At 72.0% G+C, this 22,667-nt stretch carries 25 protein-coding genes; 12 read left to right on the top strand and 13 right to left on the bottom strand.

Going from position 1 to position 22,667, the window contains the following annotated elements; all coding sequences use genetic code 11:
- Positions 1-12: 12 nt before the first annotated feature.
- The 3 genes from rsmD to ACFE8Y_RS04580 form a co-directional block, all read right to left on the bottom strand.
- A complete protein-coding gene (gene rsmD, locus ACFE8Y_RS04590; protein WP_375463212.1) occupies positions 13-570 on the bottom strand; it encodes a 16S rRNA (guanine(966)-N(2))-methyltransferase RsmD in 558 nt (185 codons plus the stop codon).
- Positions 567-2,774: a pseudouridine synthase gene (locus ACFE8Y_RS04585; RefSeq protein ID WP_375463211.1), complete on the bottom strand. Its 2,208-nt coding sequence runs from the start codon at positions 2,772-2,774 to the stop codon at positions 567-569. Before ACFE8Y_RS04585 ends, rsmD begins: the two co-directional genes overlap by 4 nt.
- 342 nt (positions 2,775-3,116) lie before the next feature.
- Entirely contained in the window at positions 3,117-3,293 is a 177-nt protein-coding gene (locus ACFE8Y_RS04580; RefSeq protein WP_375463210.1) for a CsbD family protein, read from the bottom strand.
- Between the two features lie 131 nt (positions 3,294-3,424).
- Here ACFE8Y_RS04580 and ACFE8Y_RS04575 point away from each other — a divergent pair, with 131 nt between their 5' ends.
- Positions 3,425-3,889 (top strand): nucleoside deaminase, encoded by a 465-nt coding sequence (locus tag ACFE8Y_RS04575; protein WP_375463209.1) that lies wholly within the window; start codon positions 3,425-3,427, stop codon positions 3,887-3,889.
- Positions 3,890-3,971: 82 nt separating this feature from the next.
- A complete protein-coding gene (locus ACFE8Y_RS04570; RefSeq protein WP_375463208.1) occupies positions 3,972-4,676 on the top strand; it encodes an SDR family NAD(P)-dependent oxidoreductase in 705 nt (234 codons plus the stop codon).
- Positions 4,677-4,710: 34 nt separating this feature from the next.
- Here ACFE8Y_RS04570 and ACFE8Y_RS04565 read toward each other — a convergent pair whose 3' ends face one another.
- On the bottom strand, positions 4,711-4,947 hold the full coding sequence (locus ACFE8Y_RS04565) for a hypothetical protein (protein ID WP_375463207.1): 237 nt from the start codon (positions 4,945-4,947) through the stop codon (positions 4,711-4,713).
- Between the two features lie 341 nt (positions 4,948-5,288).
- Between ACFE8Y_RS04565 and ACFE8Y_RS04560 the strand changes: the two genes are divergently transcribed.
- On the top strand, positions 5,289-6,191 hold the full coding sequence (locus ACFE8Y_RS04560; RefSeq protein WP_375463206.1) for a 3'(2'),5'-bisphosphate nucleotidase CysQ: 903 nt from the start codon (positions 5,289-5,291) through the stop codon (positions 6,189-6,191).
- On the opposite strand, the gene ACFE8Y_RS04555 is transcribed toward ACFE8Y_RS04560, so the two are convergent.
- Positions 6,169-6,621 carry a YHS domain-containing (seleno)protein gene (locus ACFE8Y_RS04555; RefSeq protein WP_375463205.1) on the bottom strand — a complete coding sequence of 151 codons (453 nt, stop codon included), beginning with the start codon at positions 6,619-6,621 and terminating at the stop codon, positions 6,169-6,171. The genes ACFE8Y_RS04560 and ACFE8Y_RS04555 overlap by 23 nt on opposite strands.
- 231 nt (positions 6,622-6,852) lie before the next feature.
- Here ACFE8Y_RS04555 and ACFE8Y_RS04550 point away from each other — a divergent pair, with 231 nt between their 5' ends.
- The 5 genes from ACFE8Y_RS04550 to lysA all read left to right on the top strand — a co-directional run bounded on the left by ACFE8Y_RS04550 (position 6,853) and on the right by lysA (position 10,611).
- Complete coding sequence (locus tag ACFE8Y_RS04550) at positions 6,853-7,482, top strand: DUF1134 domain-containing protein (RefSeq protein ID WP_375463204.1); 630 nt, start codon at positions 6,853-6,855, stop codon at positions 7,480-7,482.
- Between the two features lie 205 nt (positions 7,483-7,687).
- Positions 7,688-8,389, top strand: coding sequence for a hypothetical protein (locus ACFE8Y_RS04545; protein WP_375463203.1), 702 nt, complete (start codon positions 7,688-7,690; stop codon positions 8,387-8,389).
- A gap of 142 nt (positions 8,390-8,531) precedes the next feature.
- Positions 8,532-8,789 carry a 3',5'-cyclic-nucleotide phosphodiesterase gene (locus tag ACFE8Y_RS04540; RefSeq protein ID WP_375463202.1) on the top strand — a complete coding sequence of 86 codons (258 nt, stop codon included), beginning with the start codon at positions 8,532-8,534 and terminating at the stop codon, positions 8,787-8,789.
- A 117-nt stretch (positions 8,790-8,906) separates the two neighbouring features.
- Entirely contained in the window at positions 8,907-9,248 is a 342-nt protein-coding gene (locus tag ACFE8Y_RS04535) for a lipoprotein (protein ID WP_375463201.1), read from the top strand.
- Between the two features lie 91 nt (positions 9,249-9,339).
- Positions 9,340-10,611, top strand: coding sequence for a diaminopimelate decarboxylase (gene lysA, locus ACFE8Y_RS04530; protein WP_375463200.1), 1,272 nt, complete (start codon positions 9,340-9,342; stop codon positions 10,609-10,611).
- A 25-nt stretch (positions 10,612-10,636) separates the two neighbouring features.
- On the opposite strand, the gene ACFE8Y_RS04525 is transcribed toward lysA, so the two are convergent.
- Positions 10,637-11,683, bottom strand: coding sequence for a threonine aldolase family protein (locus tag ACFE8Y_RS04525; RefSeq protein WP_375463199.1), 1,047 nt, complete (start codon positions 11,681-11,683; stop codon positions 10,637-10,639).
- Between the two features lie 404 nt (positions 11,684-12,087).
- Here ACFE8Y_RS04525 and rpsU point away from each other — a divergent pair, with 404 nt between their 5' ends.
- Complete coding sequence (gene rpsU, locus ACFE8Y_RS04520) at positions 12,088-12,411, top strand: 30S ribosomal protein S21 (protein WP_375463198.1); 324 nt, start codon at positions 12,088-12,090, stop codon at positions 12,409-12,411.
- A gap of 103 nt (positions 12,412-12,514) precedes the next feature.
- Here the strand turns inward: rpsU and ACFE8Y_RS04515 are convergent, their stop codons facing one another.
- The gene (locus tag ACFE8Y_RS04515; RefSeq protein ID WP_375463197.1) at positions 12,515-12,907 is read right to left on the bottom strand and encodes a response regulator; all 393 of its coding nucleotides are present in this window, start codon (positions 12,905-12,907) and stop codon (positions 12,515-12,517) included.
- 342 nt (positions 12,908-13,249) lie between these two features.
- Between ACFE8Y_RS04515 and ACFE8Y_RS04510 the strand changes: the two genes are divergently transcribed.
- Both ACFE8Y_RS04510 and ACFE8Y_RS04505 read left to right on the top strand, forming a co-directional pair.
- Complete coding sequence (locus tag ACFE8Y_RS04510; protein WP_375463196.1) at positions 13,250-14,041, top strand: class II glutamine amidotransferase; 792 nt, start codon at positions 13,250-13,252, stop codon at positions 14,039-14,041.
- Positions 14,042-14,156: 115 nt separating this feature from the next.
- Complete coding sequence (locus tag ACFE8Y_RS04505; RefSeq protein ID WP_375463195.1) at positions 14,157-15,590, top strand: NAD-dependent succinate-semialdehyde dehydrogenase; 1,434 nt, start codon at positions 14,157-14,159, stop codon at positions 15,588-15,590.
- A gap of 43 nt (positions 15,591-15,633) precedes the next feature.
- Here ACFE8Y_RS04505 and ACFE8Y_RS04500 read toward each other — a convergent pair whose 3' ends face one another.
- Positions 15,634-15,840: a SlyX family protein gene (locus ACFE8Y_RS04500; RefSeq protein ID WP_375463194.1), complete on the bottom strand. Its 207-nt coding sequence runs from the start codon at positions 15,838-15,840 to the stop codon at positions 15,634-15,636.
- Positions 15,841-16,040: 200 nt separating this feature from the next.
- Between ACFE8Y_RS04500 and ACFE8Y_RS04495 the strand changes: the two genes are divergently transcribed.
- Positions 16,041-16,319: a DUF6968 family protein gene (locus ACFE8Y_RS04495; RefSeq protein WP_375463193.1), complete on the top strand. Its 279-nt coding sequence runs from the start codon at positions 16,041-16,043 to the stop codon at positions 16,317-16,319.
- Between the two features lie 35 nt (positions 16,320-16,354).
- Here the strand turns inward: ACFE8Y_RS04495 and polA are convergent, their stop codons facing one another.
- From polA to ACFE8Y_RS04470, 5 genes are all read right to left on the bottom strand, one after another.
- On the bottom strand, positions 16,355-19,525 hold the full coding sequence (polA, locus tag ACFE8Y_RS04490) for a DNA polymerase I (RefSeq protein ID WP_375463192.1): 3,171 nt from the start codon (positions 19,523-19,525) through the stop codon (positions 16,355-16,357).
- Positions 19,526-19,568: 43 nt separating this feature from the next.
- Entirely contained in the window at positions 19,569-19,922 is a 354-nt protein-coding gene (locus ACFE8Y_RS04485) for a DUF86 domain-containing protein (RefSeq protein ID WP_375463191.1), read from the bottom strand.
- On the bottom strand, positions 19,912-20,208 hold the full coding sequence (locus ACFE8Y_RS04480) for a nucleotidyltransferase family protein (protein ID WP_375463190.1): 297 nt from the start codon (positions 20,206-20,208) through the stop codon (positions 19,912-19,914). Before ACFE8Y_RS04480 ends, ACFE8Y_RS04485 begins: the two co-directional genes overlap by 11 nt.
- Before the next feature lie 42 nt (positions 20,209-20,250).
- Complete coding sequence (locus ACFE8Y_RS04475; RefSeq protein WP_375463189.1) at positions 20,251-21,405, bottom strand: YihY/virulence factor BrkB family protein; 1,155 nt, start codon at positions 21,403-21,405, stop codon at positions 20,251-20,253.
- Positions 21,406-21,605: 200 nt separating this feature from the next.
- Positions 21,606-22,487, bottom strand: coding sequence for a polysaccharide deacetylase family protein (locus ACFE8Y_RS04470; protein WP_375463188.1), 882 nt, complete (start codon positions 22,485-22,487; stop codon positions 21,606-21,608).
- Positions 22,488-22,667 lie beyond the last annotated feature (180 nt).

Raw genomic sequence — 22,667 nt, 5'->3', positions numbered from 1 at the left:
GCAATGCAAGCCTCAGCCCATGAAGCGGGCAAGCGTCACGGCCGTATCGCCGTAGGCGCGCCGCTCCAGCTCGGCAAAGCCCGCGGGCAGGGCGAGGCGCGCGCGCTCGGCCTCCTCGATCACGGCGAGCGCCCCCGGCCTCAGCCAGCCGCCCGCGGCGGCGGCCGCCAGCGCCGCGGGCGCGAGGTCGCGGCCGTAGGGCGGATCGCAGAACACCAGGGAGAAGCGCCCGACGGTGCCCGCGGGGCCGAGCCGCGTCGCATCGCGGCGGAACAGGCGGGTGGCGCCTTCCGCGCCGAAGCTCTCGATGTTCCCGCGGATCACGGCGCGGGCCTCGGCGCCCTCGTCGACGAGGAGCGCGTAGGCCGCCCCGCGCGACAGCGCCTCGAAGCTCAAGGCGCCGGTCCCCGCGAACAGGTCGAGCACGCGGGCACCCGGCACCGCGTCGCCGTAGGCGTGCGCCAGCACGTTGAACAGCGCCTCGCGCAGGCGGTCCGAGGTCGGCCGGATGGCGTCGGTGCGCGGGGTGCCGATCGGCCGCCCGCGCCAGTCTCCGCCGACGATCCTCACCGACCGCCGCTGCGGGGCGGCCGGCCGCCGCCGGTCGGTCGCGCGCCGCCGGGGCGCCCGCCGGGCTTCGCTCCGAACCCGCCCGGTTTTCCGCCGAAGCCGCCCGGCTTGCCGCCGAACTTGGCCCCCGCCGGCCGGCCGGCGCTCGCACCGGGCCGCCCCTGGCCGCCGCCCTCGGTACGCCCCTTGTAGCCGCCCTCCGTGCGGGGCCTGAAGCCGCCCTCGCCCCCGGGCTTGCCACCCTGGGTCCGGCCCCTGTAGCCGCCCTCGCGGTCGCCGCCCGATTTGACGAAACCGCCGGGCTTGGCGAAGCTGCCGGGCTTGGCGAAGCCGCCGGGCTTGCCGCCGTAGCCGCCCGGCTTGCCGCTGCCGCCGGGTTTGCCGCCCTCGATGCGGCCGCCCTCCGGGCGCCCCTCGGACCGGGCGCCGTCGCGGCGCTCCCCCGTGGTGCTGCGGGCGCGCGGGCGGTCGCCGCCCTCGCCGCCGCGGAAGCCCGTGCCGCGGTCGGTCCGCGGGGCTGCGCGCGCGGGGCCGGCGTCGAAGCGCGGCTCGCGGGCGCGGTCCGGGCGCGGGCCGTCCTGACCGTCGCGGTCGTCCCGCCGGGGCTGGCGCGGGGGCTTGGCGCCGCTCTCGTCGCGGGCGTAGCGGCGGCGGGGCGCCTCCGCGTCGGGCGTGGCCGGGCTCGCCGACAGGCGCTCGACGAGGACGCGGCGCTCGCCCGCGTTGATCGCGCCGACGCGCTCGCGCCCGCGCTCGGCAGCGACCGCCCGCTCGGCCTTCGGGTCGGCGCCGCGGCGCGGCACCTTGCCCGGACGGACGGCGTCCGGGTTCTGATCCTGGTCCGCCCGCCACACCGAGCGGCGCGGGCCGGAGCCGAGGCCGCCGGTGGGCATGCGGGCCGGCGCGGCCGGGCGCATCGGGCGGCCGCCGGAGGGCGCACGGGCGCGGGGCGCGTCGTCCCGGCGCGGGCGCTCGCCCTGATCGGCGGGGCCTTGCGCCTTCTTCGGCGAGCCGAACGGGGCGATGGGCTCGCGCACCGGGCTCTCGAAATCGACGCCCGCCTGCTCGGAGAGGCCCTTGCCGAGCTGCTCCTTGAGCACCTTGGTGCGGATCTCCTCGGTGAGCCCCACTTCGAGGTCGCCGAGCTGGAACGGGCCGAACGAGAGCCGGATCAGCCGGTTCACCGACAGGCCGAGATGCTCGAGGATGCGCTTGACCTCGCGGTTCTTGCCCTCGCGCAGGCCGAGCGTCAGCCACAGGTTGTCGCCCTGCACGCGATCGAGGCTGGCCTCGATCGCGCCGTACTCCATCCCGTCGATGGTGACGCCGTGGCGAAGCTTGTCGAGCTCGGCCTGCGTGGTGTCGCCGTGGGCGCGGACGCGGTAGCGGCGCAGCCACCCGGTATCGGGATGGGCGATGACCTTGGCGAGACCCCCGTCGTTGGTGAGCAGCAGCAGGCCTTCCGTGTTGATGTCGAGGCGGCCGATGGCGACGACGCGGGGCATCTCCTCGGGCATCACCTCGAACACGGTCTGGCGCCCCTCCGGGTCGCGGGCCGTGGTGACGAGGCCGCGCGGCTTGTGGAACACCCACAGCCGGGTGCGCTCGCGGGCGGGCAGCGGCTCGCCGTCGACGGTGATGCGGTCGGCGTCCGTCACGTTGATCGCGGGCGAGTCGAGCACGCGGCCGTTCAGGGTGACGCGGCCCGCGCCGATCATGGCCTCCGCGTCGCGGCGGGAGGCGAGGCCGGCGCGGGCGATCGCCTTGGCGATGCGCTCGCCGTCGGGCGTCGCGGCGGGCTCGGGCGCGGCAAGGATTGCGGGCGCCTCGGCGGGTTCGGCCAATGCGGGCTCGGTCGGCTCCGCGGATGCAGGCGCGATGAGGTCGGCGTCGACCGAATCCGTCTCAACCAAATCCGGCTCGACCAAGTCCGGCTCGACCGGAGCGGCCTCGGCGGGGGCGGGCCGACGACGCAAAGGGGCGTCGCCGCCGCGATCCTTGGCCGGCCGCGCGTTGGCGTGCCGGTCCTTCGTGCGGTCCTTGGACCGATCGCGGGCGATCCGCGCCCGCGGCTGCGCCTCCGATGCTTCGGACCGGACGTTCGCGTCCGTCGCCGGGCTCCAGGACTCCGCGTCGCGTCTCTGCGCCGGATCGGAGCCGCGGACGGGCTCGTCCGGGATTGGGTTCGTCGGATTGTCGCTCATCGGCCAGCCCATAGCAGAGCAGGCTCCCCCGCGCGAGGCGGACCGCATCCGTCAGGATCGACCGGCGAAGCACCAGGGTGAGCCCTAACGGGCGCGCCGGGTGCGATAGGCAGCCGAAAGCCCACATTCCGCCCGCAGATCGGGAGCCGTCATGCGTCCGCCTCGGCGGGCCGGACCACGAAAAAGGGCGGCCCCGAAGGACCGCCCGATCGTGCGAGGCACGCTTCGATTGAACCCGAAGCCCGCCCGCACCTCACGTCAGGCACGGCGCCCTCGGCGAGGTCACCAAACCCCGGGCGTGGCGCGATGCGCGCAGCAACGACCCGGCTTGCAACGGTCGGATTACTTGCCGACCGTCGACTTGGCGTCGCCGACGGTGCCCTGGGCCTTGCCCTTGAGCTCCTGCGCCGTGCCTTCGGCCTTCATCTTGGTGTTGTCGGTGGCATCGCCGATGCCCTGCTTGGCCTTGCCGACCGCCTCGTTGGCCGCGCCCTTGATCTTGTCGGTGGTGCTGCTCATGGCTGTCTCCTTCGCGTCTCTAGTGCGGCGATGCCGCGTCGAGACGTGAACGGCCGACCGGCGCGGAACGTTCCGCCGATCGAAGGTAAGGCGCGCTTCCCGGCGCCCCCGCAAGCGGTAGGAACGATCCCGTGTCCGATCCGACCCAGCCCCGCACGAGCCCGTTCGACCTCGCCTTCGCGGCGGCCCGCCGGGCGGCGGCGGAGGGCGAGGTGCCGGTCGGCGCCGTCGTCGTCCGGGGCGAACGGGTGCTCGCGGTGGCGCACAACCGGCCGCGCGCGCTTCGCGACCCGACCGCGCATGCCGAGATCCTGGCGATCCGCGCCGCCTGCGCCGCCCTCGGCGACGCGCGCCTGCCGGGCTGCGACCTCTACGTGACGCTCGAACCGTGTCCGATGTGCGCGGGCGCGATCGGCGTCGCGCGCATCCGGCGGCTCTACTTCGGCGCCCTCGACCCGAAGGGCGGCGGCGTCGAGCATGGCCCGCGCGTGTTCAACCAGCCGACCTGCCACCACGCCCCGGAGGTCTACGGCGGCTTTCGCGAGGAGGAAGCCGCCGCGCTGCTGCGCGCGTTCTTCCGCGACCGGCGGGACTGAGGGCGCCTCGAACCGCGGGCGTCTGCCCGGCGTTCCCGCCCGGACACATGTCTCACACAGAAACACCGGGAGAGGCCGCCTCATGATTCCGACCTACCACCGCGCCCTGATCGTCGGAGCGGGCTCCGGGCTCAGCGCGGCGCTCGCCCGGCAACTCGCCGCCGACGGATTGAAGGTCGGGCTCGCGGCCCGCAACATCGAGAAGCTCGACGGGTTGGCCCGCGAGACGGGTGCTGCGGTCCACGCCTGCGACGCGAGCCGGCCGGGGGAGGTGGAAGCGCTGTTCGCGGCCATCGAGCCGGCGCTCGGCGGCCCGCCCGACGTGGTCGTCTACAACGCCAGCGGGCGCGTGCGCGGCGGCATCGCCGAACTCGATCCGGAGGCGGTCGCGCAGGCGCTCGCGGTCTCGGCCTTCGGCGGCTTCCTGGTGGCGCAAGCGGCGGCCCGGCGCATGCTGCCGGCCCGCCACGGGGCGATCCTGCTCACCGGCGCCTCGGCGAGCGTCAAGGGCTTTGCCGGATCGGCCGCCTTCGCCATGGGCAAGTTCGCCCTGCGCGGGCTCAGTCAGAGCCTGTCGCGCGAGTTGCAGCCGAAGGGCATCCACGTGGCGCACGTCGTCATCGACGGCGCGATCCGGAACCCGGCCCGCGGCGGCGAGCCGCCGGACGCCCCCGACAGCCACCTCGACCCGGAGGCGATCGCGCGGAGCTACCGCGAGATCCTGCGCCAGGACCGCAGCGCCTGGACGCAGGAGCTGGAACTCCGCCCGTGGGTCGAGCACTTCTGACGCGTCCCGGCCGGGCCGGACAGGGCCGGACGCCTCAAGCGCCGCCGACATCCAACGCGCCGGGCGCCCGGGGCCGGACGGCGGCGGGCGCGCGGAACGGGAGGATGTTGGACATCGGCGCCTCCGTCGGCTCGGCGGGCATCGCAGGGTCCGCCGCCCGCTTCCCCGCGCTGCCGACGATCAGGCCGACGAACCGGATGCTGCATCCCCGCTCGATGTGCCGCTGCGCCCGGCCCCGGGTCCAGATCGGGAAATCCCGCATGCTCGCCATTGCCGCCTCCGCCCAAGCTGAAGCCTGACAACACCGGGGTTTTCGCGCGAACACATCATCCGTTTGGGGGATGGCCGCAGCGCGATTCGTCCTTTTCGATCGCGCGGCCCATAGGTGCATGGTCCCGGGATGAGGTGGTTGCCGGCTCGCGTGAAAGAAAGGCGACCCCACATGGAGAGAGAGCATGTTCCGTGATCCGGCGATCACGGAACATGCTCTAACCCCGCGCCGCGCGAGCCTCGACGTTCGGGACAGGTGCCTCGACGCTCCCTGCGGTCCCCCTCCGCGCTCTACAGCGTCGCGAGGTCGACAAGGACCGGAGGCTCGGGCAGAACACGGTCATGACCACGGCGACGTCATCGGCAGCGGCGCTCTCCGGCTCCGAGCGCGAGCGCATCGGAGTTGCGCTGGCGGAGATCGCATGCGCGGCCGGCGAAGTCCTCATCACGCATCACGGCAGCGATTGTCCGCACGTGCTGAAGGTCGACGGATCGCCGTCGAGCCATGCCGACCTGGACGCGGAGCGGCTGATCCTCGCAGCCCTCGCGGACGCCTTCCCGGCGATTCCCGTGGTGGCGGAGGAGACCTGCCACGACGTGCCGCCGGCCGACCGGTTCTTCCTCGTCGATCCCCTCGACGGCACCCGCGACTTCCTCGCGGGCACGCTGGAATACGCCGTCTGCATCGCCTTGATCGAGGGCAACCGCCCGATCGCCGCGGCGCTCAGCGCCCCCGGCCTCGGCCGTGTCTGGCACGCGGGCACGCACGCGCACGAGGCGCCGATCCGCCACGGTCGTCCGGGCCGATTCCGCACCGTCCACGCGCGCGCGACGCCGACGGCCGGTCTCGTCGCCCTCGGCAGTCGCCGCCACGGCGATGCCGAGACCGAGGCCTGCCTCGACGCGCTGCCGGTCGCGGAGCGCCGCTCGGCCGGCTCCGCCCTGAAATTCTGCCTGATCGCGTCCGGCGAGGCCGACCTCTACATCCGCTGCGGCCCGACCATGGAATGGGACACGGCGGCCGGCGACCACATCCTGACCGCGGCGGGCGGATGCGTCGTCACGCCGACCGGCCGGCCGATCATCTACGGGCGCCACGCGCTCGCCTACCGCAACGGCCCCTTCGCGGCGCTGGGCGATCCGGCGCTCGCCGCCCGCGTCGTGCTGCCCGACCGCGGCCCGATGATCCGGCCGCGGGACGGGGAGGCGCCGCGGCCCGCCCTCACTCCGGTCCTCCCTCCGTGAGACGGCGCAGGCCCGGCCACAGCGCCTCGGCCCGGTCGACGAGCGCCGCGTCCGCCAGGAACCGGGCGCGCCGCCCGGCATCGCGGAACAGGTAGAGCCGCCCGGCGATCACCGCGAAGACCAGCGGGTCCGCATCGACGAGCCGCCCGTCCAGGATGCCGGCCGCGTCGTGGCCGCCGAGCCGCGGGGCGTAGGTCTCTGGCTCGCGGACGAACGCCGCGCGGTTGGCCGCGCTGGCGAAGCGCCACGTCCGGCCGCGGTGCGCGAGTTCGAACCGCGGCAGGCCGGCCCGAGGCCCGTCGGGCAGGAAGCAGCTCACCGGGTCGAAGCCTGAGAGCGCGAGCGCACCGGGCAGGATCGGACCGGCCGCGGATGGGTCGGCGAGACCGATCAGGCCGAGGAGCGGGAGGTCACGGCGCGTTAACCACATCTTGCCGTCTGATCCTCAGGATAGGCGTCGAAGGGCGGGTCTGCTTCGCCCCGACGACGGCGGGAACGATGCTTCTGCCGCATTTCTCGGGGATGGAAGCAAGAGCGCCTCGCGAGAGGCCCGATCGAGCGACGACGATGCGTCGGGTGTTCCGCGAGGAACTTCGAGCCACCGGTCCAGCGCGGCCGGTCCCGAGCGAGGATGGCGCCCCGAGCGGGCCGAGGAGGAACGATGACGGCAGGTGACGATCGAGTCGACGGTCCGGGCAGGCCGACGCGCACTCCGACGCGGCGCGCGCTCGGCGCGGGTCTCGGGACGATGCTGGGCCTCGCGCTGACCGGGGCGGCGGCCCGGGCCGTCGACGATCCGGACGCGCCGGGCTCTTTCCGGCCCCGCGAGGTCGTCGATTCGGGCCACCGCTTCTTCGGTACGGTCTCGCGCGGACTGGCGCTGACGGTGCAGGAGGCGACCCGGCGCTGGGGCGAGCCGAACGGCTACATCCTCGGCCAGGAGGCGTCCGGCGCCATCGTCGGCGGCGTCCGCTACGGCGAGGGCACCCTCTACACCCGCAACGCGGGCACGCACCGGATCTACTGGCAGGGGCCCACCCTCGGCTTTGACGTCGGCGGCGACGGCGACCGCACGATGATGCTGGTCTACAACCTGCCGGCGGTGCGGGGGATCTACCGGCGCTTCGGCGGCGTCGACGGCTCGGCCTACCTCGTCGGCGGCTTCGGCATGACGGCGGTGACCAACGGCGGCATCGTGGTGGTGCCGATCCGCACCGGCGTCGGCGCGCGGCTGGGCATCAACGTCGGCTACCTGAAGTTCACCGGCCAGCCGACTTGGAATCCGTTCTGAGGCGCAGGACGCGGCGGCCCTCGGTTTTCGTGCAGGGTGAAACCGGGTTAGACTGTGCGTCTGCCAAGCGCCGTCTCCGGTCCGATCGCATCGGCTCGGGGGATCGAGGGACCCGCTTGATCGCACGTTTCGACGAACCGGGGTCCGTTTCGTCGCAGACGGCTCCAGGCCGGGCCCGCCCGGCGCCAGGAACGAGTGTGTTCGCGTGATCGAAACCGTCATGGTCTTCGCCCTCGGCTTCCTGGCGGCGAGTCTGTGCGCGCTGCTGCTCCTGCCGGCGGTGAACGCGCGCGCCGCCCGCCTCGCCCGGCGGCGCACCGAGGCGATGCTGCCCCTCTCGGCGACCGAGATCGCCGCGGAGAGGGATTTCCTGCGCGCCGAGTTCGCGGTGCGTCAGCGTCGACTGGAGCGGTTGGTCGAGGCGGCGCAGGACAAGCGTCACGCCGACATGGCGGCGCTGGGGTCCCGCACCATGGAGGTGGCGGCGCTCAACCGCGACGTCGCCGCGCGCGATACCGAGATCGCGTCGGCCTCACGCCTGCGCCTGCGCCTGGAGAGCGAGCTGGACACCGCGCGCGAGGACGGTTCGGCCAGCCTCGCGACCCTGCTCGCGCTGGAGGAGGCCCATGCCGACCTCCTCGACAGCCTGCTCGCCGCCCGTGCCGCGGCCTCTGCTCCGGTCTTGGAGCAGGCCGGGACGGACGACGCCGGCCGCGAGGGCGCCCTGCGCGACAGCTTGGCGGCGACCGAGGCGGCCCTGGCGCGGGCGATCGCCGAGCGCGGCGACGCGGTCGAGCACGAGAACGCCGATCTCCGTCGCCGCATCGCGGAGGTCGCCGACATGCTCATCCGGCGCGAGCGCCTGCCCGCGGTCGGCGCCTATCCGATGACGGCGCAGGCGCGCTGAGCCGGGACCGCCTTCGGCGTCCGCCGAGATCGAATCCGCGTCCTGCGCCCTTGAATCCGCCGGCGGATGCCTTGTTTCGACCATGCAAAGGCATCATCGCAGCCCCATCCTCACCCGATCCGACAGATGGAACGAGACTCCCATGGCCCTGAAGATGACGCCCCTCGTCCTCGCCGCCGCTTCGCTGGCCGTGCCCGCCCTTGCCGCCCCGGAGACGCGGCGCGGCAACGAGACGATCAAGAAGTACTGCACCGGCGACTACCTCAACTATTGCGGCAACCTCGCCCCCGAGGATGCGAAGCTCGATGCCTGCTTCGAGAAGAACTGGAAGTCGCTGTCCGAGAACTGCCGCCGGGCGATCGACGCCTATCAGGCGAGCCAGGGCAACAAGAAGGGCTGAGCGTCGGCCGCGCGTGGGGCCTGCGGCCCGCCCGCGCTCGCCTCCCGCCCCTGCAACGGCTAAGGTGATCCGCTCCCTCGGGAGGATTGCCACACGAGAGCCGCCGGACCGTCCGCGATGCCGCCCATCCGTGCCCTGACGCTTCCCCTCGCGGCGATCCTCGTTGCGCTCGCGGTCACGGGGTGCGGGCGTCGCGGCGCCCTCGAACCACCGGATGCCGGCGTCAAACCGCAGAAGACCGGCGCGCCGACCGCTACCGGCGCCCGCTCGCTCCCGCAGAGCATCGGCCTCGGTGGCGGCTCCGCCGAGCCCGACCCGCTTGCGGTCCAGGCCGGCGACGAGCTCTCGGCCTCCGCCATTCCACCCTCGGGCACAGAGGCACCGGTCCAGACCAGCCGCGGGGCCAAGCGCGGCTACAAGATCCCGAAGGATAGCTTCCTTCTCGATCCTCTGCTGTAAGGCGAGTCTCCGACGGAGACGCGTGCCCAGATCTCCGGACGCAGGCTCGACTGTGGCGTAGAACACTTTCAGCCTTCAGGGCCCGGCCCAGATGCATCATTTCCACTACCGCGATCGCCGCCTGCACGCCGAGGAGGTCGACCTGACCGGCCTCGCCGAGGCCGTGGGCACGCCGCTCTACTGCTACAGCACCGCAACCCTGGAGCGGCATTTCCGCGTGTTCGCGGACGCCTTCAGGGACGACGACGCGCTCGTGTGCTTCGCGATGAAGGCGAACTCCAATCAGGCCGTGCTGGCCACGCTCGCACGGCGCGGCGCCGGCATGGACATCGTGTCCGAGGGCGAATTGCTGCGCGCGCTCCGGGCCGGCGTGGACTCGCAGAGGATCGTGTTCTCCGGCGTCGGCAAGACCCGCGACGAGATGGCGGCGGCGCTCCGGGCCGGGATCTACTGCTTCAACGTCGAGAGCGAGCCCGAGCTGCTCGCCCTCTCGGAAGTGGCGAGCGGCATGGGCGCGGTAGCCCCCATCTCGATCCGCGTGAACCCGGACATCGACGCGGGCGGGCACGCCAAGATCTCGACGGGCAAGTACGAGAACAAGTTCGGCGTGCCGATCACCCGGGCGCCCGCGGTCTACGCGATGGCGGCCGGACTGCCGGGACTCGCGATCCACGGCGTCGACATGCACATCGGCAGCCAGATCACCGATCTTGCGCCGTTCGAGCATGCCGGCCGCCTGCTCGTCGACCTCGCCGGTCGATTGATCGCGCAAGGGCACGAACTCCGCCACATCGATCTCGGCGGCGGCCTCGGCATCCCGTACCGCGACGACGACGCTCTACCCCCGGATCCGGCGGCGCTCGCCGCGACGCTCCGGCCGCACCTCGCTGCCTTGGGCCTGCGTCCGGTCTTCGAAATCGGCCGGATGATCGCGGGCAATGCCGGCATCCTCCTCACCCGGGTGCTCTACGTGAAGCACAGCGAGGGCCGCACCTTCGTCATCGTCGATGCGGCGATGAACGACCTGATCCGCCCGACCCTCTACGAGGCCTACCACGCCCTGCGCCCGGTGCGGGAGCCGGCCCCGGACGCGCCCCGCATCACGGCGGACGTGGTCGGCCCGGTCTGCGAGACGGGCGACTACCTCGCCCTCCAGCGCGAGATGCCCGAGGTGGCAGCGGGCGACCTGATCGCGGTGATGACGGCGGGCGCCTACGGGGCGGTCCAGGCCGGCACCTACAACAGCCGCCGCCTCGTGCCCGAGGTGCTGGTCAACGGAGCCGACGCCGCGATCGTGCGCCCGCGCCAGACCTACGACGCGCTGATCGGCCTCGACCGGATGCCGGACTGGCTGGCGCGATAGGTCTTGGAGACCGGCCGGGGGCGGCTCAAGGCGTCCCGGACGCGACCGCGCGCAGGTCCGCGACGAGTTCCGCGATACGCTCGCGCTTCGCGTCCCAGGCGAACATGAACCGGGCGCCGCCGCCGATGAAGGTGTAGAAGCGCCAGCCCCGCGCCCGCAGGGCGGCCATCCGGTCCGGGGACATGGCCAGGAACACCGCGTTGGCCTCGACGGGAAACATCGGCGCGATGCCGGGCAGGTCCGCGATCGCCGCCGCGAAGTCCCGCGCGCAGGTGTTCCCGTGCCGCGCGTTCGCGAGCCACGCGCCGCCCTCCAGCATCCCGACCCAGGGAGCGGACAGGAAGCGCATCTTCGAGGCGAGCTGGCCGGCCTGCTTGCAGCGGTAGCCGAAATCCTCCGCCCGCGCGGCATCGAAGAACACCACCGCCTCGCCCGCGTGCATGCCGTTCTTGGTGCCGCCGAAGCAGAGCACGTCGACCCCTGCCCGCCACGTCATGTCCGCCGGGCTGCACCCGAGATGCGCGCAGGCGTTGGCGAAGCGCGCCCCGTCCATGTGCAGGGATAGGCCGAGGTCGCGGCAGGCGGCGGAGATCGCCCGCAGCTCGGCCAGGGAATAGACCTGTCCCGTCTCGGTCGGCTGCGTGACGGTCACGACGCGGACCCTCGGGAAGTGGATGTCGCTGCGGTTCGTGGCCAGCGCGCGGATCGCGTCCGGCGCGAGCTTGCCGCTCTCGGTGCGCACCGTCAGCAGCTTCGAGCCGTTGGAGAAGAACTCCGGGGCGCCGCACTCGTCGGTCTCGACATGGGCCGCGTCGGCGCAGATCACGCTCTGGTACGGCCGGCACAGGGAGGCCAGCGCCATCGCGTTCGCCGCCGTGCCGTTGAAGGCGAAGAACACCTCGCAACGGTGCTCGAACAGGCTGCGGAAGGCGTCCGCCGCGCGCGTCGTCCACGCATCCTCGCCGTAGGCCGGGGCATGCCCGCGGTTGGCCGCCGCCATCGCGTTCCAGGCCTCGGGGCAGATGCCGGAATAGTTGTCGCTGGCGAATTGCTGCGCGTCGTCGCTCGGCATCGATGTCCCTTGGCACCGCACCCGCGCGGCTCATTCCTCGGAGATGGTAACGGGCCTCCGGAAGATCATCCGCCGGCGCGCATCGCATCAGCGCTCAATCCGGTCGCGACGCCGCACGCCGCGGTGCGGCCTCGCGAGGCTCCAGGGCCTCCGCCTCGGCGCCGTCCTGTGATCTGCGACGACGTGGGCGAACCGGTTGGACCGCCGGTTGGAAGTCCCGGGCGCTTGGTGTAAGAGCCTGCCGAAGGTACAGACTTCGCGCCGAATCGAGATCATCCTGTCCACGTCCCCCCGGGCGATCCCCGGGTCCGGGGCGCCGTTGGTTTCCCGCTGAGGGCGCGGGAGTCTCGGGCTCGGCGCTGATCGAATGCCACGTCCCAGCAGGTTCTAGAGGGTCCAGTCCGTTGCAGGTACTCGTTCGCGACAACAACGTCGATCAGGCGCTCCGCGTCCTCAAGAAGAAGATGCAGCGCGAAGGCATTTTTCGCGAGATGAAGCAGCGGAAGGCTTACGAGAAGCCGTCCGTGCGCAGGGCGCGCGAGAAGGCCGAGGCCGTCCGCCGCGCCCGCAAGCAGGCCCGCAAGACCGCGATCCGCGAAGGGCTGATCGCTGCGCCGAAGCCGAAGCCGCGTTTCGGCGCCGGCGGTCCGCGCCGGCCCGGCTTCCCGTCCATGACCCCGTCTCAGCCGGGCGGCGCTGGCGGGCCGGCGAACCCCGTCGTCTCGTAAGGCGCGCGCCGAGCCCTCTCGGCTCGGACCAACAACCTCCGAACAGGCCCGGCCGCTCGCGCGGCGCGGGTCTCGCGTGCGGCGTGAGCGGCCTGCCGAAGCGTCAGGCCGCGCGGGCGGCAGCGGTGGCGTGCTCGGCCTGAACCAGCACGTCCAGCGCCCGCCAGGGCTTCTGCATGAACACCGCCTGCTCCGGAAGACGCGCGTCCCCGCGCGCGTCGTAGCCGGAGGTGACCACCACCCGCACGTCCGGCCAGCGGCGCCCGACGGTGCGCGCCAGCGCGAGCCCGTCCATCGCGCCGGGCAAGCGCACGTCCGCGAACAGCAGCGCCACGGTGACGTCGTCGCGCTCCAGCACGGAGATCGCGGCCTCGGCGCTCTCGCAGGCGATCACCCCCAGGTCGGTCTCCTCCAGCACGGCGGCGGCGAGGTTGCGGACCGCGGCATCGTCCTCGACGACGAGGGCGACGGCACAGGCGGCACGGGCATGGCCCATTGAAACTCCTTCTCGGATGTTGCGGATGGCGCGAACGCGGATGCCGGATGCCTTCGGGCGATGCGGCCTCGTCCTCGGGCCGCTGATTCCCGGGCCGGTCATGCTGCGCCGTGCGGAAGCCGGTAACAAGAGTCTGAATTCGTCTCACGCCGCATGCCTGCCCTGCGGCTCGTTCGCCGCCCTCCATGGCGCACGGAGTCCGGGCACTGCGGAGTGTGTTAGCGAACTGTTCATCTCCTCGGCCGGACTGTTACGGCCGGATGACGGCGCGGCACCGGGCTTGCAAGACGGGGCGGCCCGGCGGGCACGCGGCATCGCGAACAGAACGGATCGGCCTCAGCCATGTGCCGCTTTCTCGCCTACAGCGGTGAGCCGGTGTTCCTGTCGGACCTCGTCTGCGCCCCGGCGCATTCGCTGGTGCACCAGTCGCTCCACGCCGAGCAGGGCAAGACCGAGACCAACGGCGACGGCTTCGGCATCGGCTGGTACGGCGAGCGGACGGAGCCCGGCATCTACCGCGACATCTCCCCGGCGTGGTCGGACGAGAACCTCGTCAACCTGTGCGCCCAGGTTCGCGCCCGCACCTTCTTCGCCCACGTGCGGGCCTCCACCGGAACGGCGACCGCGCGCACCAACTGCCATCCCTTCGTGAACGGGCGCCACCTGTTCATGCACAACGGCCAGATCGGCGGCTATCACCGGATCAAGCGCCGCCTCGAGGCGCTGATCCCCGACGCCTTCTACGACGGCCGCCGCGGCAGCACCGATTCCGAGGCGATCTTCCTCCTGGCGCTGGCCAACGGGCTCGCCGAGGACCCGATCGGCGCCATGGCCGAGACGCTCGCCACCGTGCGCGACCTGATGCGGGCGGCCTCCGTCACCGAGCCCCTGCGCTTCACCGCCCTGTTCACCGACGGCGACGAGATCGTCGCCTATCGCTGGGCGTGCGACGCCCGCCCGCCGAGCCTGTACTTCCGCGAGACCGAGGCCGGCCTCGTCGTGGTCTCGGAGCCGATCGACGGCGCCAAGGGCGGCTGGCAGGTTGTGCCGAAGGGCGGCACCCTGCGCGCCCGTCGCGGCGGTCCTGCGGTGGTGAAGGGCCCCGAGCCGGCCCGCCGCCGCATCGCCGCCTGACGCGGGCGTCCCGCCGCCGCCATTCGCCGGCCCGCCTTGCCCGGGGTCGGTGCGCGCCCGACATTGCCTCCCGTCGCCGGCCCCGTGCCGGCCGAGCAGGGATCGCACCGCCATCATGTATCCGGACGTGAAGCTCCACATCGGCGGCGCCTGGGGCGCGGGCTCGGACGGCGAGACGCTGCCGGTCCTCAACCCCGCCACCGGCGAGACCATCGGCGCGTGCGCCGTCGCCACGCACGCCGACCTCGACCGGGCGCTCGCCGCCGCCGACCGCGGCTTCGCGCAGTGGCGCAAGGTCTCGGCCTTCGACCGGGCCAAGGTGCTGCGCCGCGCCGCCGACCTGCTCCGCGAGCGGGTGGACGACATCGCCCGCATCATGACCCTGGAGCAGGGCAAGCCGCTGGCCGAAGCCCGCATCGAGACGCTGGTGGCCGCCGACGTCACCGACTGGTTCGCGGAGGAGGGTAAGCGCGCCTACGGCCGCGTCATCCCGCCCCGCGCGGACGGCGTGCTGCAGTTCGTGGTGCGCGAGCCCGTCGGGCCGGTGGCCTGCTTCACGCCCTGGAACTTCCCGATCAACCAAGCGGTGCGCAAGATCGCCGCCGCGCTCTGCACCGGCTGCTCGGTGATCCTGAAGGGACCGGAGGACACGCCCGCGAGCTGCGCCGAACTGGTGCGCGCCTACCTCGACGCCGGCCTGCCCGGCGACTGCCTGTCGCTCGTCTACGGCGACCCGGCGACGATCTCCGCCTATCTCATCCCGCATCCGGTCATCCGGAAAATCTCGTTCACTGGCTCGACGGTGGTGGGCAAGCAGCTCGCCGCGCTCGCCGGCCAGCACATGAAGCGGGCGACAATGGAGCTCGGCGGCCACGCGCCGGCGATCGTGTTCGAGGATGCCGACGTCGAGAAGGCGGTCGCCGTGCTCGGCGCCAACAAGTTCCGCAACGCCGGCCAGGTCTGCGTCGCGCCGACCCGCTTCCTCGTCCACGATTCGGTGTTCGACCGGTTCGTGGACGGCTTCACGCGTCTGGCCAGCACTCTGAAGGTCGGCGACGGGCTCGATCCCGACACGAAGATGGGCCCGCTGATCCACGGGCGCCGCCTGGAGGCGATGGAGGCGCTGGTGGCCGACGCGAGCGCGCAGGGCGCAACGCTCCGCACCGGCGGCGAGCGCATCGGCAACCGGGGCAACTTCTTCGAGCCCACAATCTTCACTGATCTGCCGCTCACGTCCCGGATCATGAACGAGGAGCCGTTCGGGCCGGTCGCCGCGATCCAGCGGTTCTCGGACGACGCGGAGGCCTACACGGAGGCCAACCGCCTGCCCTACGGGCTCGCGGCCTACGCCTACACCCGCTCGTCCGAGCGGGCGGCGCGGGTGTCGAACGCGGTCGAGAGCGGCATGGTCTCGATCAACCACCACGGCATCGCGCTCCCCGAGACGCCCTTCGGCGGCGTCAAGGAATCCGGCTACGGCAGCGAGGGCGGCACCGAGGCGCTCGATGGCTACCTCGCCACCAAGTTCGTCACCCAGGCGAGTTTCTGAACCGACTCACCCGGCCCTTCCCCGGATGAGGGCGGGGCCGCGCTCAGTAGTGCGGCGGCGGAGGCTCGGCCGCCCCCGTCGCCGCCCGGGTGCCGGCCTCCTCCACCCGCTCGGTCAGCGCCGCGACTTGGCGCGTGAGCCGGTCGATCAGCCGCCACTGCTCGGTGACGGTGCGGTCGAGGGCGTCGATCGTCGCGTCCTGCTCGGTCAGGCGCATTTCGAGGTGGTCGATGCGCGCGGAATCGCTCATCGCAGGGCCTCCAATGAGTGGCTCCGTCAATTGCCCCAGCTCACGGCGTCCCGCAGCGATCTGCCGATGGGGCCGGACGAGGGCATTCATCGGGAACGGGGTGGTTCGATGGGAGAGCCGGCACATTCCTCGCCGTCGGGCAACGCATGATCATCGCCACCTGAATTTTGACCCTGCGCGATCTTGATGGAACGCGGGAGATGCCCGTGCATCTTCATGCGCCGGAGTTGGACGACGGCGCCTGGATCTGCCGCTACGAGATCGAATGGCCCGAGGGCACGCGGTCGAGCTACGGTGCCGGGTTCGATGCCGTGCAGGCGATCCATCTCACGCTTCAGAAGATCGGGCTTGAGCTTTACAAAAGCGAGCCTCACGCGAAGGGCAGGTTGGCCTGGGGGGGCGCTCGGCGATGGCTACGGATTTCCCGTACCCGGCAACATGCGGGATTTGCTGATCGGCGACGATCGACGCTTCGATAGTTAGGCGCCGATAAGCCCCCGCGTCCCATCGCTTCTCAATGCGCTTCTTCCCAATTCCCCGCCGCCCGCGCCTCAACCACCAGCGGCACGCGTAGGCTCAGCGCGGGCGCCGGCGCCTCCTCCATCACCCCGGCGATGATCGGGATCGCCCGCGCGACCTCCTCCTCCGGCGCCTCGAACACCAGCTCGTCGTGCACCTGCAGCAGCATCCGCACGTCGAGCTCCTTCGCCCGCAAGGCCGAATCCATCCGGGTCATCGCCCGGCGGATGATGTCGGCGGCCGTTCCCTGGATCGGGGCGTTGATCGCCTGGCGCTCGACGCTGGCGCGCTCGGAGGGGTTGTTGGAGCGGATCTGGGGATAGTGGCACACGCGCCCGAACAGCGTCGTGACGTAGCCCTTGTCGCGGCAGGTCTTCTTCGTGGTGTCGATGTAGTCGCGGATGCCGGGAAAGCGCTCGAAGTACTGCTTGATGAAGGCGGACGCCTCCTCGCGGCCGATGCCGAGGCGGTCGGCGAGCCCGAAGGCCGAGATGCCGTAGATGATGCCGAAGTTGATGGTCTTGGCCCGCCGCCGCAGGTCCGGCGTCATCTCGGAGAGCGCGACCCCGAACATCGCCGAGGCGGTGGCCGCGTGGATGTCGATGCCGTCGGCAAACGCTTGGCGCAGTTGCGGGATGTCGGCCATGTGGGCGAGCAGGCGCAGCTCGATCTGCGAGTAGTCGGCCGAGATCAGGCGGTTGCCGGGATTGGCCACGAAGGCGCGGCGGATGCGGCGGCCCTCCTCGGTGCGGATCGGGATGTTCTGCAGGTTCGGCTCGGACGAGGACAGGCGGCCGGTGGTGGTGGCGGCGAGCGAGAACGAGGTGTGGACCCGGTCGGTGCCCCGGTCGGCGTGCTCCTGGAGCGAGTCGGTGTAGGTCGATTTCAGCTTGGCGAGCTGGCGCCAGTTGAGGATCTTCTTCGGCAGCGCGTATCCACCTTGTGCCAGTTCCTCCAGCAGCGTCGCGGGCGTCGCCCACTGGCCGGACGGCGTCTTCTTGGCGCCGGGCAGGCCCATCTTGCCGAACAGGATGTCGCCGATCTGCTTCGGCGACGACACCTGGAAGCGCTCGCCGGCATCCTCCTGGATTTCCTCCTCCAGCCGCAGGAGGATCTGCGAGAAGTCGCCCGACAGCCGCGAGAGCATGTTGCGGTCGACGCGGATGCCGTGCTGCTCCATCCGTGCCACCACCCGCACGAGCGGACGCTCCAGGGTCTCGTAGACGGCAAGCCGCCGCTCGGCGACGAGGCGCGGCTTCATCATCCGCCACAGCCGCAGCGTCACGTCGGCATCCTCGGCCGCGTAGGCGGTCGCCTTGTCGAGCGGCACCCGGTCGAAGGTGACCTTGGCCCGGCCGGTGCCGGCCACGTCCGAGAACGTGATCGGCTGGTGGCCGAGGTGGCGGCGGGCCAATTCGTCCATGCCGTGGCCGCCCTTGCCGGCGTCCAACACGTAGGAGATCAGCATGGTGTCGTCGAACGGCGCCACGTCGATCCCGTAGCGGGAGAACACCAGCCAGTCGTACTTGAGGTTCTGCGCGACCTTGAGCACGCCGGGCCGCTGAAGCAGCGGCTTCAGCCGCGCGACCGCGTCGTCGAGGGGGATCTGCCCGGGCAGCGGCTCGACCAGATCGGTCGCGGCCGCGCCGCCGCCGAACAGGTCGCCCGCGTTCGGCGGCCCCTCCACCGCGCGCACGTGCGCGAGCGGGATGTAGGCGGCCCGGCCCGGGCCGACGCAGAGCGAGACGCCGACGAGGTTGGCGTGGTGCGCGTCGAGGCTGTCGGTCTCGGTGTCGACGGCGATCACGCCGGCCTCCTCGGCCTCCGCGATCCAGGCGTCGAGGTGTTCGAGCGTCAGGATCGTCTCGTAGGCGGCCGTGTCGAACGGCTTGATCGATTCGGCCGCGCGCGCGGCGACGAGGTTCGAGGGCGTCGGCTCGGCCGGGCCGCGCGGCTTCGGCGCCGCGTCCGGAAGGCCGAGGTCGGCGAAGGGATCGATCTCGGCGGAGGCGGGGGGCGCCGCCCCGTCCGGGCGCTCGGGTCCGGCGGCCGCGGTCTCCGAGTCCGGCGGCACGGCATCGCCGAAGAACGGCACCGCGTCGCTGCCCCCTTGCGGGTTGGCGTAGGCGTGCGGCGCGCCGCCGGGGAGCAGCCGCGGATCGGGCTTCACCGCCTCGGGGTCGACGTGCAGCATCGCGGCGATGCGGCGCGTCAGCGTGTTGAACTCCATCGCCTTGAGGAAGCCGACGAGGCGTTCCGGGTCGGGATTGGGCAGGCGTAAGTCGTCGAGCGCCACCGGCACCGCGACATCCTCGACGAGGGCGACGAGTCTTCGCGAGAGACGCGCCTGCTCGACGTTGGCGAGCAGGGTCTCGCGGCGCTTGGGCTGCTTGATCTCGCCCGCCCGCTCCAGGAGCCCGTCGAGGCTGCCGAACTCCTTGATGAGCGCCGCCGCCGTCTTCAGGCCGATGCCGGGCACCCCCGGCACGTTGTCGGAGGTGTCGCCGATGAGCGCGAGCGCGTCACCGATCTGGGCCGGCGCCAGCCCCTCCCACTTGGCGACGATGGCCTCGACGTCGAGGTTGCGCTCCGGGCGGTATCCGGGCTTGCCCCTGGCGCCCGACTCGAAGTCGTAGAACCGCACCAGGGGCCCGACGAGCTGCATCAGGTCCTTGTCGGAGGAGACGATGATGACGCCCGCGCCCCGCGCCTCGGCTTGGCGCGCGTAGGTGGCGATCAGGTCGTCGGCCTCGTAGCGCTCCATCTCGATCGCGTGCAGGCCGAAGGCGCGCACCGCGTCGCGCATCAGCGGCATCTGCCGCTTGAGGTCGTCGGGTGCGTCCGGGCGATGGCCCTTGTAGTCGGCAAACATCTCCTTGCGGAACGAGTTTTCGGATTTGTCGAAGACGATGCCGAGATGCGTCGGCATCGTGCCGGCCGCGCCCTCCTGCACGAACTGCGCGATCTTGGTGCAGAACAGCCGCACCGCCCCGGTGGGCAGGCCGTCGGAGGGGCGGAAGTTGTACTTGTCCCCCTCCTTCGTGTTCATCGACTGGAAGTAGGCGCGGAAGATGAAGGACGAGCCGTCCACCAGGATCACCTGATCGCCGGGACCGACGGGGGAAGGCTCGGGCACGATCGCGGGTTCGGCTGCGCTGCTGGTCATCGCGCGATCTTACCGGAGAACTGGGAGCGCGTCGTCGCGGTGCTCACGGATCGGCGTCCGGCTGGCGCAATTCGGTCCTGCACAAGACCAAGATGTCTGCCATCCTGTCGTGAACCGTCCGCCAAACCAGCGCCGCGGAGACGCTCTTGTAACGATGCCGGTAGACGTTGCCGGCGTCGGCGATCTGCCGCCACGGGATGTGCAGGTGGCGCGCCCGCGTTTCGGCATCGAGGCGACGGCTCGCTTCGGAGATGATTTCGAGGCAACGGGTCACGGCGTAGAGACTGCGCCGATCCGCCTCGAAGGCAGCGAGATCCATCCCGGCAACGAAGTCCAGCGCGGCCTCGGCGTTCTCGAGGATGCCGGGCAGCGCGTCGCGTCCAGCCTCAGAAAGCATGAATCGCGTCGCGCTCCGCGCTCGGCCGGACGTGCGGCCTCAACATGGTCCGGCTGGCGACATCGACCGCGATCGGGAACAGGTCCGCAAGAAAACCGATGACACCGGCGTAATCGTAGACGTCGCGCACCACGTCCTCATCGAGATCGATCATCACGTCGAGATCGCTCCCCGCGTGCGCCTCGCCGCGGGCGACCGAGCCGAACAACGCGACGTGCCGCACGCCGAGGCGGCGCAGCGCGGCCTCGTTCGCCCGGAGGATGTCGATGGCGGCGCCGCGATCCATGGCGTGAGCCTAACCCGGATCGCGGCCCGGCTGAAGGCCGCCTCAGCTCGCCGCCCCCACCGTGTCGGCCATCCGCGCGCGCCGCGTGCCGAGCGGCTGCGGCCGGCCCACCGTCGTGTCCTGCGCGGTCTGGTGCTCCATCTCGGCGTTGACCTCGGCGCCGAGCAGCACGATCACCGTCGAGAGCCAAATCCAGGTCATGAAGCCGATCACGGCGCCGAGCGACCCGTAGGTCTCGTTGTACTTGCCGAAGTTGCCGACGTACCAGGAGAAGCCGAGCGAGGCGGCGAGCCAGCACACGGCCGCGAGCGCGCTGCCCCACGTCACCCAGCGCCAGCGCGGCGCGTCGCGGCACGGGCCGTAGCGGTAGAGCAGGGCGAGGCCGCCGAGCACCGCGACGAGCAGCGCCGGCCAGCGCAGCAGCGCGAGGTACCACGCGTCCGACGACAGGCCGAGGGTGTTGAACACCACCGGCAGGACCACGATCGCCACCAGGGCGAGGACGATGAACAGCAGCGCGCCCGCGGTGAAGGCGAGCGAGCGCAGGTTGAGCCAGACGAAGTTGCGGGTCTCGCGCTCCTCGTAGACGATGTTGAGCGCGTCGAAGACCGCCTTCATGCCGCCGTTGGCGCTCCAGAGCGAGAGCAGGATTCCGGTGAAGAAGGTCAGCCCCAAGGTGCCGCCGCCCTTGGCGGCGATGCGCTTCACCTGCTCGCCGACGATTTCGAGGGCGCCGGACGGCATCACCCCCTGGAGGCTGGCGAGGTTGTCGTTGATGGTGGCGACATCCGCAAACAGCCCGTAGCAGGAGACGAGCGCCGCGACCGCGGGGAAGATCGCCAGCAGCACGTAGAAGGTCACGCCGGCCGCGACCGAGACGAGCCGGTTCTCCGAGAGGTCGTGGAACACCCGCAGGCCGATGTCCTTCCAGCCGCTCGCCGGGATCTCGGAAGGCGTCGCGGCCTGCCGCCCGCGATTGCCCTCGGTCTGCGCCACGGCGCGCGCGTCGTCTCCGGCATGGGACGGCGACGGTTCCCGCGGCCCCTGACCCGACGCTCCGCCGCCGCGATCCTGCCCGCGTCGGTAGGGGAGGGCGGCGATGCCGACCAGCGTCGTGGCCAGCGCCAGCGTCCAGAGAAGGGACTCTCGTCCGGCGGTGGGCGTCGGGGGGCGGATCGGGTCGGTCATGGACGGCATCGCTCGGGGGTTAAGGGTCGCGCAAACCTACAGAATGTCGCAGGCTGCCTTCCGGTTGCGTAACGCGTTCGCGCGTCAGGCGGGCAGGCGCGACAACGCGCGTTTCCAGCGATCTCAGCCTCGGAACGGATGCGTCCGGTCCGTGGCGGGCGGCGGAGCCGGGCAGGGTGCGACCGTCCGAGGCGTGGAGGATCGGGTCCTCATGCCGGCAGGGCGGCCACGTGGTCCGCGATCCGGCCGGCCGTCGTCAGCCAGATCTCGTCCCGGCGGGCGACGATGCGGGCGAGCACGGCGCGCAGCGGCCTCAGCCGGTGCGGCTGCCCGACGATGTAGGGATGCAGCGCGATACCCATCACCAGCGGCGCGGAATGGGACTGCTCCAGCATCTCGTCGAAGGCGTCGCCCACAGCATCGGCGAACTGACGCCCGGTCTCCTTGCGCGCGACGATCGCCGGGATGTCGTTCAACTCCTGCGGGTAGGGCACCGAGAGGATGCGACCGCCGCCGCGCGTCGCGAACCAGACCGGCTGGTCGTCGTGCGCCCAGTCGAGGAGGTAGCGGTAGCCGGCCTCGGCCAGAAGATCGGGCGTGACCCGCGACTGCGAGATCCACGGGCCGAGCCAGCCCGCGGGTGCGCGGCCCTCCTCGCGGGTCAGGATCGCGGTCGCCTCCGCGATCAGTGCCCGCTCCTCCGCCTCGTCCAGGGTGCCCTGGCGCTCGGCGTTGGTCCGGCCGTGGCCGACGATCTCGTCGCCGCGCGCGCGGAACGCCGCGATGAGACCCGGGCAATCCGCGTAGAGGCGGCTGTTGACGAGCACGCTCGCGGGCAGGGCCAGCACGTCGAGCATCGCCTTGATCCGCCACGCGCCGACGCGGTTGCCCCAGTCGCGCCACCCGTAGTTGAGCACGTCCGGCTGCGGGCCGCCCGGCGCGAGTTCGGCACCGAGCCCCGCGCCGAAGTCGAAGGTCTCGAGGTTGAGCGCCACGTAGACGGCCAGCCGCCTGCCGCCCGGCCAGTCGTAGGGCGTCCGGTCGGGCAGCGCGCTGTAGCCGTAGCGGCCGTGGCCCGTCGATGTGTCCATGCCTGACGCTTTCCGGATCGCGGCGCGGATCGTGCCGCGCGGAAGACAAGGTAGGCGCCCGCCCGCCCATGAGGATGGCCTCGCCGCGATCGCGCAAGCCCGCGGTTGCGGGGCATGGATGCCATTCGGTCCGCCGAGGATCACGTCGACGGCATCGGGTGGTCCATTGCGCGCGAGCGA

Origin of the sequence: uncultured Methylobacterium sp. (assembly GCF_964242245.1) — a bacterium.
GTDB lineage: Bacteria > Pseudomonadota > Alphaproteobacteria > Rhizobiales > Beijerinckiaceae > Methylobacterium.
The sequence above is the reverse complement of the archived record's forward strand: the minus strand, read 5'-3'. Positions and strand labels throughout refer to the sequence as shown.

Coding starts and splice junctions, on each gene's coding strand:
- ACFE8Y_RS04515 (WP_375463197.1), bottom strand. CDS start 12,907: ATGGGCCATGCCCGTGCCGCCTGTGCCGTCGCCCTCGTCGTCGAGGAC.
- ACFE8Y_RS04500 (WP_375463194.1), bottom strand. CDS start 15,840: ATGAGCGATTCCGCGCGCATCGACCACCTCGAAATGCGCCTGACCGAG.
- lysA (WP_375463200.1), top strand. CDS start 9,340: ATGCATCATTTCCACTACCGCGATCGCCGCCTGCACGCCGAGGAGGTC.
- ACFE8Y_RS04565 (WP_375463207.1), bottom strand. CDS start 4,947: ATGGCGAGCATGCGGGATTTCCCGATCTGGACCCGGGGCCGGGCGCAG.
- ACFE8Y_RS04505 (WP_375463195.1), top strand. CDS start 14,157: ATGTATCCGGACGTGAAGCTCCACATCGGCGGCGCCTGGGGCGCGGGC.
- ACFE8Y_RS04495 (WP_375463193.1), top strand. CDS start 16,041: ATGCCCGTGCATCTTCATGCGCCGGAGTTGGACGACGGCGCCTGGATC.
- ACFE8Y_RS04560 (WP_375463206.1), top strand. CDS start 5,289: ATGACCACGGCGACGTCATCGGCAGCGGCGCTCTCCGGCTCCGAGCGC.
- ACFE8Y_RS04550 (WP_375463204.1), top strand. CDS start 6,853: ATGACGGCAGGTGACGATCGAGTCGACGGTCCGGGCAGGCCGACGCGC.
- ACFE8Y_RS04485 (WP_375463191.1), bottom strand. CDS start 19,922: ATGCTTTCTGAGGCTGGACGCGACGCGCTGCCCGGCATCCTCGAGAAC.
- ACFE8Y_RS04555 (WP_375463205.1), bottom strand. CDS start 6,621: ATGTGGTTAACGCGCCGTGACCTCCCGCTCCTCGGCCTGATCGGTCTC.
- ACFE8Y_RS04570 (WP_375463208.1), top strand. CDS start 3,972: ATGATTCCGACCTACCACCGCGCCCTGATCGTCGGAGCGGGCTCCGGG.
- ACFE8Y_RS04535 (WP_375463201.1), top strand. CDS start 8,907: ATGCCGCCCATCCGTGCCCTGACGCTTCCCCTCGCGGCGATCCTCGTT.
- polA (WP_375463192.1), bottom strand. CDS start 19,525: ATGACCAGCAGCGCAGCCGAACCCGCGATCGTGCCCGAGCCTTCCCCC.
- ACFE8Y_RS04525 (WP_375463199.1), bottom strand. CDS start 11,683: ATGCCGAGCGACGACGCGCAGCAATTCGCCAGCGACAACTATTCCGGC.
- ACFE8Y_RS04470 (WP_375463188.1), bottom strand. CDS start 22,487: ATGGACACATCGACGGGCCACGGCCGCTACGGCTACAGCGCGCTGCCC.
- ACFE8Y_RS04585 (WP_375463211.1), bottom strand. CDS start 2,774: ATGAGCGACAATCCGACGAACCCAATCCCGGACGAGCCCGTCCGCGGC.
- ACFE8Y_RS04540 (WP_375463202.1), top strand. CDS start 8,532: ATGGCCCTGAAGATGACGCCCCTCGTCCTCGCCGCCGCTTCGCTGGCC.
- ACFE8Y_RS04475 (WP_375463189.1), bottom strand. CDS start 21,405: ATGCCGTCCATGACCGACCCGATCCGCCCCCCGACGCCCACCGCCGGA.
- ACFE8Y_RS04480 (WP_375463190.1), bottom strand. CDS start 20,208: ATGGATCGCGGCGCCGCCATCGACATCCTCCGGGCGAACGAGGCCGCG.
- ACFE8Y_RS04580 (WP_375463210.1), bottom strand. CDS start 3,293: ATGAGCAGCACCACCGACAAGATCAAGGGCGCGGCCAACGAGGCGGTC.
- ACFE8Y_RS04510 (WP_375463196.1), top strand. CDS start 13,250: ATGTGCCGCTTTCTCGCCTACAGCGGTGAGCCGGTGTTCCTGTCGGAC.